This window comes from Thalassospira sp. MCCC 1A03138 (assembly GCF_002115785.1).
In the GTDB taxonomy this organism is placed as follows: Bacteria; Pseudomonadota; Alphaproteobacteria; order Rhodospirillales; family Thalassospiraceae; genus Thalassospira.
The window spans coordinates 55,048-70,602 of record NZ_JFJY01000002.1; the positions used below are offsets into that span (position 1 = coordinate 55,048).

The window sequence follows — 15,555 nt, forward strand, 5'->3', positions numbered from 1 at the left end:
TACCCCTTTATTGCTGGTTTGCCATCAATCGGCAAGCGACCTTGCAATCACCATGCGTTGAATGTCGGACGTGCCTTCGTAAATCTGACACACACGCACATCACGGTAAATGCGCTCCACCGGAAAGTCTTTAAGGTAGCCATAACCGCCATGAATCTGAATTGCCGACGAGCACACTTCTTCAGCGATTTCGGATGCGAACATCTTGGCCATGCAGGCCTCGGTCAAACAGGGCTTGTGATCGTCGCGAAGTTCGGCAGCGCGATGGACCAAAAGCCTGGCGGCATCAATCTTGGTGGCCATATCGACAAGGCGAAATGCCACCGCCTGATGTTCGATGATCTTTTTGCCGAACGTCTCGCGCTCATTGGCGTAGTCGCGAGCGGCTTCAAATGCGGCACGCGCCATGCCGACAGACTGGGCGGCAATGCCGATGCGCCCACCTTCAAGGTTCGCCAGCGCGATTTTATAGCCCTGCCCTTCTTCACCCAGCATGTTTTCACCGGACACCCGGCATTCGACAAGGGTGATCTGGCAGGTGTCCGATGCATTCTGGCCAAGCTTTTCCTCGACCCGCGAAACGACATAGCCCGGCGTATCGGTTGGCACGATGAAGGCCGAAATACCGCGTTTACCTGCTTCCGGGTCTGTAACGGCAAAGACAATCGCCACATCACCCTCACTGCCAGACGTGATGAATTGTTTGGAGCCGTTGATAATCCAGTCATCTCCGTCGCGCACGGCACGCGTCCGCAAGGAACTTGCATCCGATCCGGCTTGCGGCTCGGTCAGGCAAAATGCGCCGATCTTTTCGCCACGCGCCATCGGGACCAGATATTTTTCTTTCTGATCTTCGGTACCGAATTTCAGGATCGGCATACACCCGACCGAATTATGCACCGACATGATGGTCGATGTTGCCCCATCGCCAGCAGCTATTTCTTCGAGTGCCAGCGCATAGGCGACGTGATCCATGCCCGCCCCGCCATATTCTTCGGGCACCAGCATGCCCAAAAAGCCAAGTTCTCCCAATCCGGCAATCGCTTCGGCCGGAAAGGTATGGTGGATGTCCCATTTTGCGGCATGAGGTTTGAGTTCATTTTCGGCGAACTCGCGCGCGGTATCGCGCACCATGATCTGATGTTCTTCCAACCGCATGGCGGTCACCCTCCCAATTGGGCGATGCACCAGCCATGCGATCAGAAGATCGTTTCGTCAGGCCGGGCCTATTCTTCGCCCTGAACAAATTTGTCCTGCTCGGCATCAAAGCGCCACAGGATTCCTTCTTTCATGCCGTACCACCACCCGTGCAGGTTAAGGTCACCGGCATCGACCCGTTCCTTGATGAACGGGAAAGTCATAAGATTTTCAAGCGAATTACGGATCGAATGCCGCGACACCTTGTCCACATCCGGCCCGTGATGGAGGCAGCATTTCGCAATGCTGACCCATTCGCCGATAAAATCACGATCGGGCACCTTGCCCGCTTCACCATGTTCGACCAGTGCCTGCATGCCGCCGCACGCCGAATGCCCCAGAATCACGATATCCTTGACCCTGAGGTCACGAACCGCGAACTCGATCGCCGACGACGTCCCGTGATAATTTTCATCGGGTTCATAAGGCGGAACAAGGTTTGCAACGTTACGGATCACGAACATCTCGCCCGGCTCTGCATTGGTCAGAATGGCCGGATCGACACGTGAATCCGAACAGGCAATCAGCAGAACTTCCGGCTTTTGGCCCATATTGACCAAATCTTCTACGCGTTCAGGGCGTTGCTCGTAATACATCGCCTTGAAGCTTTTAAATCCGGCAAGCATCCGGTCGACTGTCGGTTTTGACATCACGCGAATTCCCTCATCCTCGTCAATCACTCTGGCGACAAAATAGGGTGAATTCGCGCAAGTTGGTAGCCCCAATCACCGATTTTTAGAACAACTTTAATCTGCCTCACAAAAGCTCTATGGCGACCGCGGTTGCTTCGCCGCCACCAATGCAAAGTGATGCCACCCCCTTGGTTCCACCATGGGCTTTAAGTGCATGGATCAAAGTCACCAGCAGACGCGCGCCGGTCGCACCAATCGGATGGCCCAGTGCACAAGCACCACCGTGAACGTTGACTTTCTCATGTTCAAGGTCGAGATCGCGCATTGCTGCCATTGCCACCACGGCGAAGGCTTCGTTGATTTCCCAAAGGTCAACGTCATCCTTGGACCAACCGGTTTTCGCCAAAACCTTTTTGATCGCGTCAATCGGGGCGGTCGTGAACCAGCACGGCTCCTGCGCATGGGTCGCATGACCCATGATTTTTGCCATGGGCTTAAGACCACGTTTTTCTGCCTCGGACTGGCGCATTATCACCAGTGCCGCTGCCCCGTCCGAAATGGATGCCGAATGGGCTGCTGTAACGGTGCCATCCTTACGGAAGGCCGGACGCAAGGTCGGGATTTTTTCCGGTTTTGCTTTGGGCGGCTGTTCATCGGTGGCAATCGTTACATCACCCTTGCGGGTGGTAAATGACACAGGGGCAATTTCCGCGTCGAAATGCCCGGCACTCGCCGCATTTTGCGCACGTGTCAGTGACGTGATCGCGTAATCATCCTGCTGTTCACGGGTAAAGCCATATTTATCAACCGTCGCCTCGGCAAAGGTGCCCATTGAACGACCTTTTTCATAGGCGTCCTCAAGCCCGTCCAACGCCATATGGTCATAGACCTGGGTATGCCCGTAACGCTGTCCGCTGCGCATGTTGGGTAACAGGAATGGTGCATTCGTCATGCTTTCCATGCCGCCAACAACCATGACATCGGCACTGCCTGCGCACAGAATATCGTGGGCAAACATCACGGCCTTCATGCCCGATCCGCACATCTTGTTGATCGTGGTTGCTCCGGCAGAACGCGGGATACGCGCCTTCCATGCAGCCTGACGCGCCGGGGCCTGTCCCTGACCAGCGGGCAGAACGTTACCCATAATGACTTCGTCAACATCGTCGACTGCAACACAACCACGTTCAAGCGCGGCCTTGATGGCAACGCCGCCCAGTTCGGATGCGGTAACGGTTGCGAAGTCCCCCTGCAGGCCGCCCATCGGGGTTCTGGCACAGGAAACGATAACGATGGGGTCTGAATTGCTCATGGATCTGATCCTGTATTCCAAATATGGGGATTAGGCGGTTTCGCCGAAAAGTTCACGGCCAATCAACATGCGGCGAATTTCGCTAGTGCCTGCGCCAATCTCGTAAAGCTTGGCATCGCGCAGCAAACGTCCCGTCGGGTATTCATTGATATAACCATTACCACCCAGCGCCTGAATGGCTTCAAGCGCCATCCAGGTCGCTTTTTCGGCAGCATAAAGAATCACTCCCGCCGCGTCCTTGCGTGATGTTTCACCACGATCACATGCCTTGGCGACCTCGTAAACATAGGCCCGGCAGGCATTCATTGTGGTGTACATGTCGGCCATCTTGCCCTGCATCAGCTGGAATTCACCGATCGCCCTGCCGAATTGTTTGCGTTCATGAATATAGGGCACGACCACGTCCATGCATGCCCGCATGATGCCGGTCGGTCCGGCGGCCAGAACGACACGCTCATAATCAAGGCCGCTCATCAAAACACGAACGCCGCCATTCAAATTCCCAAGGATATTTTCCTCGGGTACTTCGCAATCCTGGAAAACCAGTTCGCAGGTGTTTGACCCCCGCATCCCCAGTTTATCGAGCTTCTGCGCCGTCGAGAAACCCTTGAAACCCTTTTCGATAATAAATGCCGTAATACCCTTGGGCCCCGCATCCATATCCGTTTTGGCATAAACCACCAGCGTATCGGCATCCGGACCATTGGTGATCCACATCTTGTTGCCATTCAGGATGAAACGGTCACCTTTTTTTTCCGCCCGCAATTTCATCGACACCACATCGGAACCGGATCCCGGTTCGCTCATGGCAAGCGCACCGACATGCTCACCACTCATCAGCTTCGGCAGGTACTTTGCCTTTTGCTCGGCATTGGCATTGCGTTTGATCTGATTGACACACAGGTTGGAATGGGCCCCGTAGGAAAGTGCAACCGATGCCGATGCACGGCTGATTTCTTCCATGGCAATCACATGTTCAAGATAGCCAAGACCGGTACCGCCATCTTCCTCGGGGACCGTCATTCCCAGCAGACCAAGATCGCCAAATTTGCGCCACAGATCATTGGGGAATTCATTTTTTTCATCAATCTCGGCCGCGCGCGGCGCGATTTCTGCCTCGGCGAAGGATGAAACGGTTTCGCGGATCGCTTCTGCGGTCTCTCCGAGATCAAATTTCAGTCCGGGAAATTCGAAAAATGCCATGTTACTGTTCCTGCCCTGGGTGTTTTGATTTTTTGATAAAAGTGAATAATCAAACCGATTATGCAGCGTTACTTAATAATTCCGGCGGCAGCTTCATGACCTTGAGCGTCTGAAGCGACGTCGCGCACAGAACCGACTCACTATTCCTCATACCAAACACATCGATGCGGGTGACAATGATCGACCGACCACGTGAAACCACCTCGCCAACCGCGCGCAACTGATCGCCCATCCCCGGCGCGACGATGTTAAGCTTGTATTCGATGGTCAGCATGCCCTGATCTTCGGCAACGAGGCTCCATCCAGCAAAGCCGCCCGCGATGTCGGCAAGCCCGGCGATCAGGCCGCCATGAAAATAGCCGTTATGCTGGATCAGATCCGCGCGCGAGGGCACGACAATCTCGACCCGCCCCGGCTTCACATCAACGACCTCGGCCCCGATCGAAAGATTGTAGGGCTGCTGAGAAAACCGATGCCGGACTTCAGCATCATAGTTCGGATTTTGCGGCTCAAACTGTGCCATCTTGCAGTCCTGTCCTGCCTGCAGTCATGCCGGTTCAATATATCGAGCACCGGTCATCACGGGTTATGAAGCAAATCCGTTGTAGTTTACGTTAACGTAAACGTCAAATCAAAAGCCGCATCACTATACCTATTTATGATAACAACAGGCAAAAGGCCGGTTTTCATCTTTATGGAAGGCTCATCGGGGATCAGTTTGTGCCGGTGCTCCAGCGGGCGACGCTGGCTTCGAGCATTTCATCCATCACACCGTCGCCCACAAGCTTGAAAAGTGCCTGAGCGATACGGCCACGCATCGCGCCGGTATTGCAGGGCGACTTATGCGACATGGTCAGATACAGGCTTTCTTCGCTTACAGCGATGTCATAGCTGCGAATATCGTCAATCTTTTCCCGCGCAGCAAAAGCTTTGCCCGGGAACTCTTCGTAAATCAGATACTCTCCGCGATTACGATCCAGCATCTTCAAACCTTGTTCAAGGCTTGGAACTTCCCGAATGGTCAGGTTTTGGGCCGCATAGCTGTCGAATTCCTGCCCGAAACTGTTGTTGATGACTGTAAGCCCCTCAAGCCCGCGCAGATCCGACCATTGGCGATAATTGATATCAATGTTGGCTTTGGTCCAGATGACCGTGCGCGTCCCCTGGAATGCCGGATAAAAATAATCCATGTATTCAAGTCGCGGCACCGTAAAGAAGGCACCTGCGATCATATCAATGCCCCCCTCACGCATGTGCTGCTGCACACGCCCCCAACTACCGGTATTGACGACTTCAATGTTAATACCTGCGGCATCACCAACCCGCTGCAGGAACTCAGCAGCCGCACCAATCAGATGCCCAGAACCATCGTCGGCTGGCCAAAGATAGGGTGGGTAATCCGGGTTTCCCGATGCAATCAAATGATTGCAATCCCGCACGCCACCATTATCGACCGCAAAATTTTGTGAGGCGTCCTTGGCATGGGCAATGTTTGCTGCGATTAAACCAGCAACGCAAATGGACGCCAAATGCCCTGTCCGGGTCATCAAATCCATATCCACCACTCTCCAACTGCATCGCTAATCGCGCAGCGTCGATTATTTTATGCGTTATGTAGGAAGGCACACGATCATATTCATCATCTGGAATGTGTTTTTTCGCACATTAACACAATCACGCACCAACCGCTGGATGATACTGAAATCAAAAAAGCCCCCGCAAAGCGGAGGCTTCTTTTAAAATCTTCAGATTTCCCGGATATTCCAACCAGAGCCGGAAACGGAAAATACCTTAGGCGGAACGGCGTTTCATGCCCTGGTTGCCACCACGGGCTTCACCACGGCCACCTTCGGCACGGCGCGGACGATCGCTGAAATCACGACCGCGGGTATCGCGATCACGATTTTTGAAACCGCGTTCACCACGCGGCTTGTCAGCAAAACGACGCTCGCCATCACGTGCCGGTGCACCTTCACCACGCGGGCGGAAGTTGGTACCACGATCCGTACGCTCGGTACGATCAGAACGCTCGGTACGATCAGAACGCTCGGCACGATCCGGGCGCTGGTCGGCAGCAGCACGGTCAAAACGCGGTTTGCGATCAAAACGGTCACCGCTACGGTCATTACGATCCGAACGGGCCGGACGATCACCACCGCGATCACCACGCGGCTGATCTGACTGACCAAAACGACGACCGCCATCACGATCGCCACCAAAAGCACGACCACCTTCGCGATCCCCTTCGAAACGGCGCGCACCATCACGGTCACCTTCCGCACGACGCGGGCCGCCGAATGAACGGGCACCGTCGCGGGCGCCATCACGGCCACCACCAAATCCACCGCGACCACCACGGCCAGCATCGCGACCACCGTCACGACCGCCGCCGAAACCGCCACGGCCACGACCGCCATCACGGCCGCCGCCAAATCCGGCGCGGCCACCACGACCACCATCGCGACTGCCGCCGCCCGACGAACGGGCCGGAGGAGAAGAATGGAATTCATGATCTTCGTCGATCTCGACCTGCTGGCCAATCACGCGTTCGATATTGCGCAGATGACGAACGTCACGCGGCTCGCAGAACGAAATCGCGATACCTTCGGCACTGCCGCGGCCGGTACGGCCGATACGGTGCACATAGTTTTCCGGATCGGTCGGCAGGTCATAGTTGATGACATGCGTGATGCCCGGAACGTCAATCCCACGTGCCGCAACGTCAGTTGCAATCAGGACCGGGAACTGGCCATTACGGAAGTTACGCAGGATTTTCTGGCGAATACGCTGCTGCTTGTCACCATGAATGGCATCAGTATCGACACCTTCATCGCGCAGCTGGAACGAAAGTTCGTCCGCATCGGCTTTGGTTTTGGTGAAAACCAGAACGCGTTCGCTTTCCTGACGTTTCAGCAACTGAACCAGAAGCGAGGTCTTGTCGTGACGTTTCACGAACATGCCGCGCTGGGTCACACGCTCGGTTACGCTGGACTGCGGCGCGGTTTCAACCTTAACCGGATTGCTCAGCAAACGGTCGGTCAGATGTTTGACAGCCGGCGGCATGGTTGCCGAGAACATCACCGTCTGGTGATCACGCGGCAGCACTTCGGCAACGGTCAGAACGTCTTCCGAGAAGCCCATATCGAGCATACGGTCGGCTTCATCGAGAATGAAGACCTCGATGTCATCAAAACGAATGGTATTGCGTGACATGTGGTCAAGCAGACGACCCGGGGTCGCAACCAGAATGTCAACGCCACGGCGCAGTTCCTGAATCTGCGGGCCCATCGGCGAGCCACCGTAAACAACAGAAGAGAACAGGCGAATGCCTTTTTTGAAATCACGCAGGCACTGACCGATCTGGTTTACCAGTTCACGCGTCGGCGCAAGAATAAGCGCGCGCGGCTGGCCCGGTGCCGGGCGCTTCGGGTTTTCGGCAAGGCGCTGCAACAGCGGCAGGCAGAATGCAGCGGTTTTACCACCGCCCGTCTGGGAAATCCCCATCAGGTCACGACCCTCAAGCAAAGCCGGAATGGTTTTTGCCTGAATCTCGGTCGGTGCGGTGAAACCAGAAGCTTCAACGTTGCGCAGCAGGGGCTCGATAAGGTTGAGCCCTTCAAAATTAGTCATAAAGGAAAGTCCTTCAAAATCCGGTCGGCGCCATGTTCGCGCCATGATGTGCCTGCTCGACAGCAATAGCGACCGGTGCACGGCGATCAAGCCGCTGCTTCGGACCCTGCATGAGAGGCATATGATGAGGCCATGACGTCATCACGTCATCGCCGCCCTCGCCTTTTCACACAGTTCCTGACAGCTCAATCTGCCCTACAAGCGAAGGAATGAAGCGGGTGATACAGGTACACCGGAACAAAGTCAATCAATCCCTGCGCCGGGCAGCCATGCAAAAACGCATTCACCATTCCAATATGTAACGCGGAATTAATCTATGCATGTCTAATTTGCGTGCATTATCGGTCGCTTAAATAACGCGTAAGGGGAAGAAATATGCGTTTTCGGGTTGTTACGGGGATTTTTTCGATCCCGGCCATCTGCCTGCTGACACTTCTCGCGATTATCGCGACAGTCGCTTTGAATTATCAAAACAGCCTGCGTAACGGTAAGTTCGAACAGATCGAACATCTGACCGAGGGCGCGGTAACGATCGTTGATTCATATATTGCCAAGGTCAAAGCGGGCGATATGGATGAAAACGCCGCCAAGGCAGAAGTGCTTTCATTGCTCAATGCGTATCGCTTTGATGGGGAGAACTACATATACGCCACCGATTATAACCATTGCATGGTTCTTGATCCGCTCAGCCCCGAAGATGTCGGCAAATGCAACCCCGACAGCAAAGTGCGCCAGATGATCGTCAAAACCGCCAAGGCCGGTGGTGGCGTGATAACCTATGAAACCAAAAAACCCGGCATGGGCGATACTTTGGTCGAAAAGGCCGCATATGTTCGTCCGATTCCGGGCTGGAACTGGGCATTGGGTGCGGGCGTCTATATGGATGACGTCGCGGCAGAATTTCAGTCTGTGATGCAGCGCATCGCGATTATCTCGGTGATCGCTATTGTCATTGCTGGCGTTTTGTCCTGGTTCGTAGGAACCCGCATAACCAAAAGCATTGTCGGTCTGAACCGATCCATCGCCACAATCGCCGAAGGCAATTATCAGGCGCCGGTGGATACGGATTCCAACTTTACCGAAATCGGCGACATGGCATCTGGCGTTCTTGCCCTGCGTGACAAATCTGCGCAGGCCCAGCAGCTTGAAAAAGACGCCGCAATCCAGAAACAGAGAGCCGAAGAAGAACGACGCACCAATATCCGCAACATCGCCAAAAAACTCGAGAGCGAAGTTGGTGGTATTGCCGGTGCCGTTGACCAATCGGTTAAACGCAGCGGTGAACTTGCAGTCAATATGTCACACAACGCCGAAGGCATTCTTGATCAGAGTCAGCAGGTTGCATCTGCTGCCGGATCCGTCTCGCAGAATGTTGACGCGGTTGCCGCCGCGACCGAGGAACTTTCTTCCTCGATCACGGAAATCAACGTTCAGATTTCCCAGATGTCAAACACTGTCGAACGCGCAACGCATGAAAGCCAGAGCGCCTCTGACGATGTTGGCGGCCTGTCCGAAGCCGTTGATAAAATTAAGGAAATCGTCAGCCTGATTAACGACATCGCGGGCCAGACCAACCTCTTGGCCCTGAACGCAACCATCGAAGCCGCGCGTGCAGGTGATGCGGGCAAGGGCTTTGCGGTGGTCGCAAGCGAAGTCAAAAACCTTGCGACCCAGACCGGGCGCGCGACCGAGGAAATCGCAGCCCAAATCAACGGCATCGTCGAAGGTACCGAGCGTGCGGTTACGGGTATTTCGCGCGTGTCGGAAACCATTGATCAGGTCCGGTCTGCGTCAACCGCCATTGCGGCGGCAATTGAAGAACAGGGTGCAGCCACACAGGAAATAGCGGGCAATGCCAATCGCAGTGCGGATGGCGTCAAACAGATTTCGTATAGTGTCGATCAAACCATGAAGAACGCGCAAAGCACAACCACCCATGCGGGCGATCTGCGCAACGCGTCCGAAGAACTTTCGTCGCGGTCTTCGGAACTGACACAGATCATTCACCGCTTCTCGAACGATCTGATCAAGCAGGCTGAGAATTGATTCCTGCGAAGAAAATAGCCTCAAACAAAACGAATGAGGCTTAAGAAAAATGGGCCATTTCCTGCGAAATGGCCCGTTTTCTTTATCGAAAAGGATCTAAGCCGATCTATTCGGCGGGAAGATCATTTTCCCGACGGAAGGAATGAGACGGATAAACACCCAAAATCCGGACCTCGTGCGAGAAGAACTGAAGTTCTTCAAGCGCATGGCGCAGACCAAGCTGTTCTGGATGGGCTTCGACCTCGGCAAAGAACTGGGTTGCGGTGAAATGCCCCTCGACCATATAGCTTTCAAGCTTGGTCATGTTGATCCCATTGGTCGCAAAACCGCCAAGCGCCTTGTAAAGGGCCGCCGCTACGTTACGGACGCGGAAGACAAAGCTTGTCACTACCGGCGTGCCGTCATTGGCGATATCAAGCGGCTCGCGCGCCAGAATGATGAAACGAGTCGTATTATGTGCCGCATCTTCGACCTCGGTGCGCAGCACATCAAGGCCATAGATCTCTGCTGCCAGAACAGGGGCAATCGCAGCAATGCTTTTATCGCCCAGATCGGCCACTTCCTTTGCGCAGCCTGCCGTATCTGGCCCGACAACGGTATTCACGCCAAGTTCCTGACGGATTTTACGGCACTGGCCCAGCGCGTGAACGTGGCTTCGGATTTCCTTGATATCCGAAATCCTGGCACCGGGAACTGCGACAAGCGCGTGGTTGATGCGCAGGAACGTCTCGCCAATGATATGCACCCCGGAATCGGGCAAAATGTGATGAACATCCGCTACGCGACCGGCCAGGGTGTTATCAATCGGAATCACCGCCAAATCAACATCGCCATCGCGCAATGCACCAAATGCGCCCTCAAACGTCCGGCAAGGTACGGTCGTCGCCCCCGGAAAGGCGCGCCGCGCTGCCTGATCGGAGTAGGCACCGTGCATTCCCTGAAAAGCGATACGTTGTTGGGCAGTCATCTGGTTGCTTCCTGATATCTAATATGATTTCCATGTCATGCCTCGCGGCTTTACCGCCAGACAAAACATAGAAAAGCCTAATTACGCGCCCAGCACAAGTCGTGCGCGTTCAAGGTCTTCGGGAGTATCAACGCCAAGCGGGACACCGTTCACAAGGGCAACTGCGATCATCATGCCGTTTTCAAGTGCACGCAACTGTTCAAGCTTTTCACGCATTTCAAGTTCGGCCGGTGGAAGACTTACAAACCGGTCAAGTGCTGCCCGGCGATAGGTATAAAGACCGATATGATGGTAAAGCGGCCCATCGCCATGCGGGGCCGTTGCCCGCGTGAAGTAAAGCGCACGCGCCACACGACCAATACCAAAGGCCGCTACCGCCTTCACCACATTGGGATTTGTACGTTCTTCTTGCCGCGTGATTTCAGCCGCCAGAGTCGCGATGTCGACATTCGGATCGACAAGTGGATCAAAAACCGCACGAATATCTGCTGCATCAATCGTCGGAAGATCACCCTGAACATTGACCACGGCGTCGTATTTTCCATCCGGGTCAAAGCTTTGCAGCGCCTGATGCACCCGATCCGATCCGCTTGGCAAATCCGGATCGGTCAAAACGGCAAGACCACCAGCCGCCGTTACCGCGTCGGCAATTTCCTGTTCGGCGCACGCGACGATAACCGGACCGATTCCGGCCTCGGTTGCCCGGCGCCAAACATGAACAATCATCGGTTCGCCGTGAATATCAGCCAACGGCTTGTTGGGCAGGCGTGTCGATGCCATACGAGCAGGAATAACGACAACGGGGTTGCGCGGCGTAGTCATGTAGGCCTCCGGTCTGGCTTGATCCTGCTTTGATCTCGCGCAAAGCGCGCGTCTGATCACCTGTGCAAGAAGCAATGTCGTGAATCGGCGGGACAATAGCCGGTTTTGGGGATTCTGCGAAAGACGGAATTGAATATGACGAAGCTATATCTCGTCTGTTTTCGCCTTTATGTTTAAGAAAGGTTGATGCAAATCTCTGAAACGTATAGTTTCCCTCCGACCGGTCTGACCTGCTGTCGCATGCGCGCTCTTGTAATCTTTAAGAGCGTTTTGGGGGCGCATGGGTCAGCTGTTAAAAAGAAACCTGAGAGTGATTAGGCTGTAGGGATCCCGTCATGAAAACGATGGAAATCAACAAGATCGTCGCCGGTGTTATCTGTGCTGTGCTTTTGGTTATAGTTGTTGGCAAGATCGGAAGTGCTCTTGTCCACCCCGAAGAACTGGAATCGCCCGTTTACCCGTTCTCCGAGGATCTGATGGCTGGTGCCAACGCACCGGCGGCCGCACCGGCGGAACCGGCTGGGCCAGAACCGATTTTTGCAATGCTGGCATCTGCTGACCTTGCCGAAGGCGAGAAAGTCTTCAAAAAATGTGCTTCCTGCCACGACGCCGAAAATGGCGGCCCGAACAAAACCGGTCCGAACCTTTATGGTATCGTCGGTAACAAGTTCGCCCACAAGGACGACTTCGCTTATTCCGACGCCATGGCAAACCACGGTGGAACCTGGGGATGGGAAGAGCTGAACCACTTCCTCTACAAGCCGCGTGATTATGTAGATGGGACGAAAATGAGCTTCGGGGGCCTGAAAAAGGCCGAAGACCGCGCTGCTGTCATCGCATGGCTGAACAGCAAGTCGGACAATCCGCTGCCTTATCCTGATCCGGCAGAAGCCGCCTCAGGTGAAAGCACCGACGCTGCAGCAGATGCACCAGCCGAGGCAGCAGAATCCGCGGACGCCCCGGCTGAAGAAGCACCTACCGCTGACGCGCCGGCAGAGCCCGCAGCAGAAGGCGCGCCCCCCGCCCAATAAAAGGCTGGAAAATTCACCGGATAATCGATTGATTTTTTGCAGGGGACAGGTAACTGTCCCCTGTTTTCGTTTGCGGCCAACCATTTCAAGCAGGGATGCGTTTTCATGGAAAACCTCGACCACTTTCTGGAGATCGCCCACAAACTGGCCGATACCGCCCGTCCGGTCGTGCATCAGTATTACCGCACCCCTGTTGCTGTCGACGTAAAGGCCGATGCAAGCCCGGTGACCATTGCCGACCGCGAAGTTGAAACCGCGATGCGGGCAATCCTGATTGCGGAACTTCCCGATCACGGAATTCTTGGCGAAGAACATGGCCGCCACAATATTGATGCCGATTTTGTCTGGGTCCTTGATCCGATTGACGGCACCAAGTCATTCATCGCTGGCAAGCCAAGTTTCGCAACACTTATTGCCCTGTGCCACAAAGGTGTTCCCGTTCTTGGCATTATTGATCAGGCCATCACCAATGAACGCTGGGTTGGTGTTATGGGTCGCGCCAGCACGATGAATGGTAACGAAATCAGCGCTCGCGAGTGCGAAACGCTTGATACGGCAACCTTCTTTACCACCGCACCGGAACTGTTCCGCACCGATGCCTCGGCGCGCGCTTACAAGGCAGTGTCGGACAAATGCCGTCAGCCGATGTACGGCGTTGATGCCTATGCCTATGGCCTTGTTGCTCTCGGTTTTGCCGATACGGTGGTTGAGTGCGGTTTACAGGCATATGATTTCTGCGCCCTTGTCCCGGTCGTCGAAGGTGCTGGTGGCGTCATGACCGATTGGCAGGGCAAACCGCTCACGATTTTCAGTGACGGTGCCGTCATCGCCAGCGGCGACGCACGCTGCCATCAGGGTGTTCTTTCCACCATCCGGACAGCAACAGCCTGATCTCGCCGCCCAACCTTCGCTTTCCGCCTTTGATGTTTGGTATTTGCCTTGAATTGCGGCAATATATCCCATGAACCAATCAGTTAGGCTGCATCATGTTCGAATGGGTCATCATCCTGTTTCTCGGAACGGGACTGCTTTACGGTTTACAATCACGTAGATTGCAGCGGCGTAACATATCCTCGCCGATGATGATGGTTCTAACGGGTGCGTTGATCGCGTTGCCATTAGGCATATGGCATGAGCCACCACTGGCCCCATTTGCTGATCGCATCCATTTCGCCACCGGGTTTTCCGAAATGACGTTGGCGATCATTCTGTTCCTTGACGCCGCGGTCCTAGACTATCGCAAGGAAAAACCTGCGATACGGCTTGCCAACCGTTTGCTTCTGATCGGGTTGCCTCTGACCATCGGCGTAACATGGGCCTTTATCATTGGTCTTCATCCATCGATCGGAGTTCTTCCGGCACTGATCCTTGCTCTGATTGTCAGCCCAACGGATGCCGCTCTTGGCCGCCCCGTATTGGAAAACAAGTCGGTTCCCGATCCAGTCAGGCAGGGCATCAATATCGAAAGTGGCCTGAATGACGGGCTGGTTTTGCCGGTATTCACTGCGGTCGTATTGCTCGAGGCCGACCTTGTTGGCGAAAGCAGCAACAATTGGCTGACAGAGGCGGCGATTGAAATTTCCGTCGGCGCCGGGGTCGGGCTTCTGGCCGGATATGTCATCGGCCAGATCGTCAATCACGCGGTCACAACCAACACCATTATCAACCGCTTCGAAAGGTTGCTCGGCGTGCTCGCTGCGCTGTTCATCTTTTTCCTCAGCGAAAAACTTGGCGGAAATGGCTTCGTTGCGGCCTTCGCAGGTGGCCTTGCTCTTAACATCTCGTCAGAACAGGTCCGCGAAACCATCGAAAGCTTTGGCGAAGCAGAATCAGAACTACTTACCATGCTGACCTTCTTCATTTTCGGTCTGGTGGTTATCCCGGCTGTGTATCAGCTTTGGACATGGGAGATGCTGATCTTCTCGATTGTCAGCCTCGCGATCCTGCGCCCGCTTTGCGTGTGGATTTGCATGATCGGCAGCCCCTACAGTCTAGCTGAAAAACTCTATATCGGCTGGTTTGGTCCGCGTGGTATCGCATCGATTATTTACCTGCTGATCATGAGCACAATGATTGCCCCCAAGGGGTATGATCCTTTGATCGCAGCTGCCGTGATGATTGTTACAATCAGCGTCATCGCTCATGGCCTGTCGGCAGCACCATTATCGAACTTGCTGGTCGGATATCTGCAAGAGAAGCAACACCGACGCCACTGATTGTCCAATACAAAGCCATCATATAGCGAGCAACTGACATGTCCGATGATACCGCCCCCGAAATCACTCACCCAGTTGCACGACAACTTGATGCCTACAATGCACGAGACATCGAAGCCTTCATGCGCTGGTGGGCCGATGATTGCCAATATTACGCCTTCCCCGACACGCTCTTGGCCAATGGCGCGGAGGAAATACGTGCGCGTCATATCACACGTTTTCTAGAACCCGATCTATTCGGAAAACTGCTTTCACGTGTCACAGTTGGTAATATGGTAGTGGATTATGAAACAGTCCGGCGTACCTTTGATCAAGGCCCCGGCGAACTCGACGTGATCTGCATGTATTTGATCGAAAATGGCAAAATCGCAAAGGCATGGTTTAAAACCGGTACTCCACGCCTACACCATCAACCTTAAAAAAAACGCCCGGTCCTGAGGATATCCCCAGCCGGGCGCAAGTCTTGGTTTGCATTAAGAGAGCTCTGGATGGAGTGCAA

The 15,555-nt window shown here is 54.5% G+C and carries 14 protein-coding genes; 5 read left to right on the forward strand and 9 right to left on the reverse strand.

The window, feature by feature from the left end; translation table 11 throughout:
* Window positions 1-24: 24 nt before the first annotated feature.
* From TH468_RS05075 to TH468_RS05105, 7 genes are all read right to left on the reverse strand, one after another.
* Window positions 25-1,158, reverse strand: a complete 1,134-nt coding sequence (locus TH468_RS05075; RefSeq protein WP_085642520.1) for an acyl-CoA dehydrogenase — start codon at window positions 1,156-1,158, stop codon at window positions 25-27.
* A gap of 68 nt (window positions 1,159-1,226) precedes the next feature.
* On the reverse strand, window positions 1,227-1,847 hold the full coding sequence (locus TH468_RS05080) for a carbonic anhydrase (RefSeq protein WP_085642969.1): 621 nt from the start codon (window positions 1,845-1,847) through the stop codon (window positions 1,227-1,229).
* Between the two features lie 106 nt (window positions 1,848-1,953).
* Window positions 1,954-3,141, reverse strand: a complete 1,188-nt coding sequence (locus TH468_RS05085) for an acetyl-CoA C-acyltransferase (protein WP_085642521.1) — start codon at window positions 3,139-3,141, stop codon at window positions 1,954-1,956.
* 30 nt (window positions 3,142-3,171) lie between these two features.
* Window positions 3,172-4,344 carry an isovaleryl-CoA dehydrogenase gene (locus TH468_RS05090; protein WP_085642522.1) on the reverse strand — a complete coding sequence of 391 codons (1,173 nt, stop codon included), beginning with the start codon at window positions 4,342-4,344 and terminating at the stop codon, window positions 3,172-3,174.
* 58 nt (window positions 4,345-4,402) lie between these two features.
* Complete coding sequence (locus TH468_RS05095; protein ID WP_085642523.1) at window positions 4,403-4,867, reverse strand: PaaI family thioesterase; 465 nt, start codon at window positions 4,865-4,867, stop codon at window positions 4,403-4,405.
* Window positions 4,868-5,057: 190 nt separating this feature from the next.
* Complete coding sequence (locus TH468_RS05100) at window positions 5,058-5,900, reverse strand: ABC transporter substrate-binding protein (protein WP_246832217.1); 843 nt, start codon at window positions 5,898-5,900, stop codon at window positions 5,058-5,060.
* A gap of 235 nt (window positions 5,901-6,135) precedes the next feature.
* Window positions 6,136-7,974, reverse strand: a complete 1,839-nt coding sequence (locus TH468_RS05105; RefSeq protein ID WP_085642525.1) for a DEAD/DEAH box helicase — start codon at window positions 7,972-7,974, stop codon at window positions 6,136-6,138.
* A gap of 375 nt (window positions 7,975-8,349) precedes the next feature.
* Between TH468_RS05105 and TH468_RS05110 the strand changes: the two genes are divergently transcribed.
* Window positions 8,350-10,020 carry a methyl-accepting chemotaxis protein gene (locus TH468_RS05110; RefSeq protein ID WP_007088804.1) on the forward strand — a complete coding sequence of 557 codons (1,671 nt, stop codon included), beginning with the start codon at window positions 8,350-8,352 and terminating at the stop codon, window positions 10,018-10,020.
* A 106-nt stretch (window positions 10,021-10,126) separates the two neighbouring features.
* Here the strand turns inward: TH468_RS05110 and TH468_RS05115 are convergent, their stop codons facing one another.
* On the reverse strand, window positions 10,127-10,987 hold the full coding sequence (locus TH468_RS05115; protein WP_037987622.1) for a prephenate dehydratase: 861 nt from the start codon (window positions 10,985-10,987) through the stop codon (window positions 10,127-10,129).
* 81 nt (window positions 10,988-11,068) lie between these two features.
* A complete protein-coding gene (locus tag TH468_RS05120) occupies window positions 11,069-11,809 on the reverse strand; it encodes a 3-deoxy-manno-octulosonate cytidylyltransferase (protein WP_085642971.1) in 741 nt (246 codons plus the stop codon).
* A gap of 335 nt (window positions 11,810-12,144) precedes the next feature.
* On the opposite strand from TH468_RS05120, the gene TH468_RS05125 reads away from it, so the two are divergent.
* From TH468_RS05125 to TH468_RS05140, 4 genes are all read left to right on the forward strand, one after another.
* The gene (locus tag TH468_RS05125) at window positions 12,145-12,840 is read left to right on the forward strand and encodes a cytochrome c family protein (protein ID WP_085642526.1); all 696 of its coding nucleotides are present in this window, start codon (window positions 12,145-12,147) and stop codon (window positions 12,838-12,840) included.
* Window positions 12,841-12,945: 105 nt separating this feature from the next.
* Window positions 12,946-13,731 carry a histidinol-phosphatase gene (gene hisN, locus TH468_RS05130; RefSeq protein ID WP_085642527.1) on the forward strand — a complete coding sequence of 262 codons (786 nt, stop codon included), beginning with the start codon at window positions 12,946-12,948 and terminating at the stop codon, window positions 13,729-13,731.
* A 95-nt stretch (window positions 13,732-13,826) separates the two neighbouring features.
* Complete coding sequence (locus TH468_RS05135) at window positions 13,827-15,056, forward strand: sodium:proton antiporter (protein WP_085642528.1); 1,230 nt, start codon at window positions 13,827-13,829, stop codon at window positions 15,054-15,056.
* A gap of 38 nt (window positions 15,057-15,094) precedes the next feature.
* A complete protein-coding gene (locus TH468_RS05140; RefSeq protein ID WP_085642529.1) occupies window positions 15,095-15,475 on the forward strand; it encodes a nuclear transport factor 2 family protein in 381 nt (126 codons plus the stop codon).
* Window positions 15,476-15,555: the final 80 nt, after the last annotated feature.

Excerpts from the sequence above, each read along its gene's own strand:
- TH468_RS05075 (WP_085642520.1), bottom strand. The coding sequence starts at position 1,158 with ATGCGGTTGGAAGAACATCAGATCATGGTGCGCGATACCGCGCGCGAG.
- TH468_RS05080 (WP_085642969.1), bottom strand. The coding sequence starts at position 1,847 with ATGTCAAAACCGACAGTCGACCGGATGCTTGCCGGATTTAAAAGCTTC.
- TH468_RS05085 (WP_085642521.1), bottom strand. The coding sequence starts at position 3,141 with ATGAGCAATTCAGACCCCATCGTTATCGTTTCCTGTGCCAGAACCCCG.
- TH468_RS05090 (WP_085642522.1), bottom strand. The coding sequence starts at position 4,344 with ATGGCATTTTTCGAATTTCCCGGACTGAAATTTGATCTCGGAGAGACC.
- TH468_RS05095 (WP_085642523.1), bottom strand. The coding sequence starts at position 4,867 with ATGGCACAGTTTGAGCCGCAAAATCCGAACTATGATGCTGAAGTCCGG.
- TH468_RS05100 (WP_246832217.1), bottom strand. The coding sequence starts at position 5,900 with ATGGATTTGATGACCCGGACAGGGCATTTGGCGTCCATTTGCGTTGCT.
- TH468_RS05105 (WP_085642525.1), bottom strand. The coding sequence starts at position 7,974 with ATGACTAATTTTGAAGGGCTCAACCTTATCGAGCCCCTGCTGCGCAAC.
- TH468_RS05110 (WP_007088804.1), top strand. The coding sequence starts at position 8,350 with ATGCGTTTTCGGGTTGTTACGGGGATTTTTTCGATCCCGGCCATCTGC.
- TH468_RS05115 (WP_037987622.1), bottom strand. The coding sequence starts at position 10,987 with ATGACTGCCCAACAACGTATCGCTTTTCAGGGAATGCACGGTGCCTAC.
- TH468_RS05120 (WP_085642971.1), bottom strand. The coding sequence starts at position 11,809 with ATGACTACGCCGCGCAACCCCGTTGTCGTTATTCCTGCTCGTATGGCA.
- TH468_RS05125 (WP_085642526.1), top strand. The coding sequence starts at position 12,145 with ATGAAAACGATGGAAATCAACAAGATCGTCGCCGGTGTTATCTGTGCT.
- hisN (WP_085642527.1), top strand. The coding sequence starts at position 12,946 with ATGGAAAACCTCGACCACTTTCTGGAGATCGCCCACAAACTGGCCGAT.
- TH468_RS05135 (WP_085642528.1), top strand. The coding sequence starts at position 13,827 with ATGTTCGAATGGGTCATCATCCTGTTTCTCGGAACGGGACTGCTTTAC.
- TH468_RS05140 (WP_085642529.1), top strand. The coding sequence starts at position 15,095 with ATGTCCGATGATACCGCCCCCGAAATCACTCACCCAGTTGCACGACAA.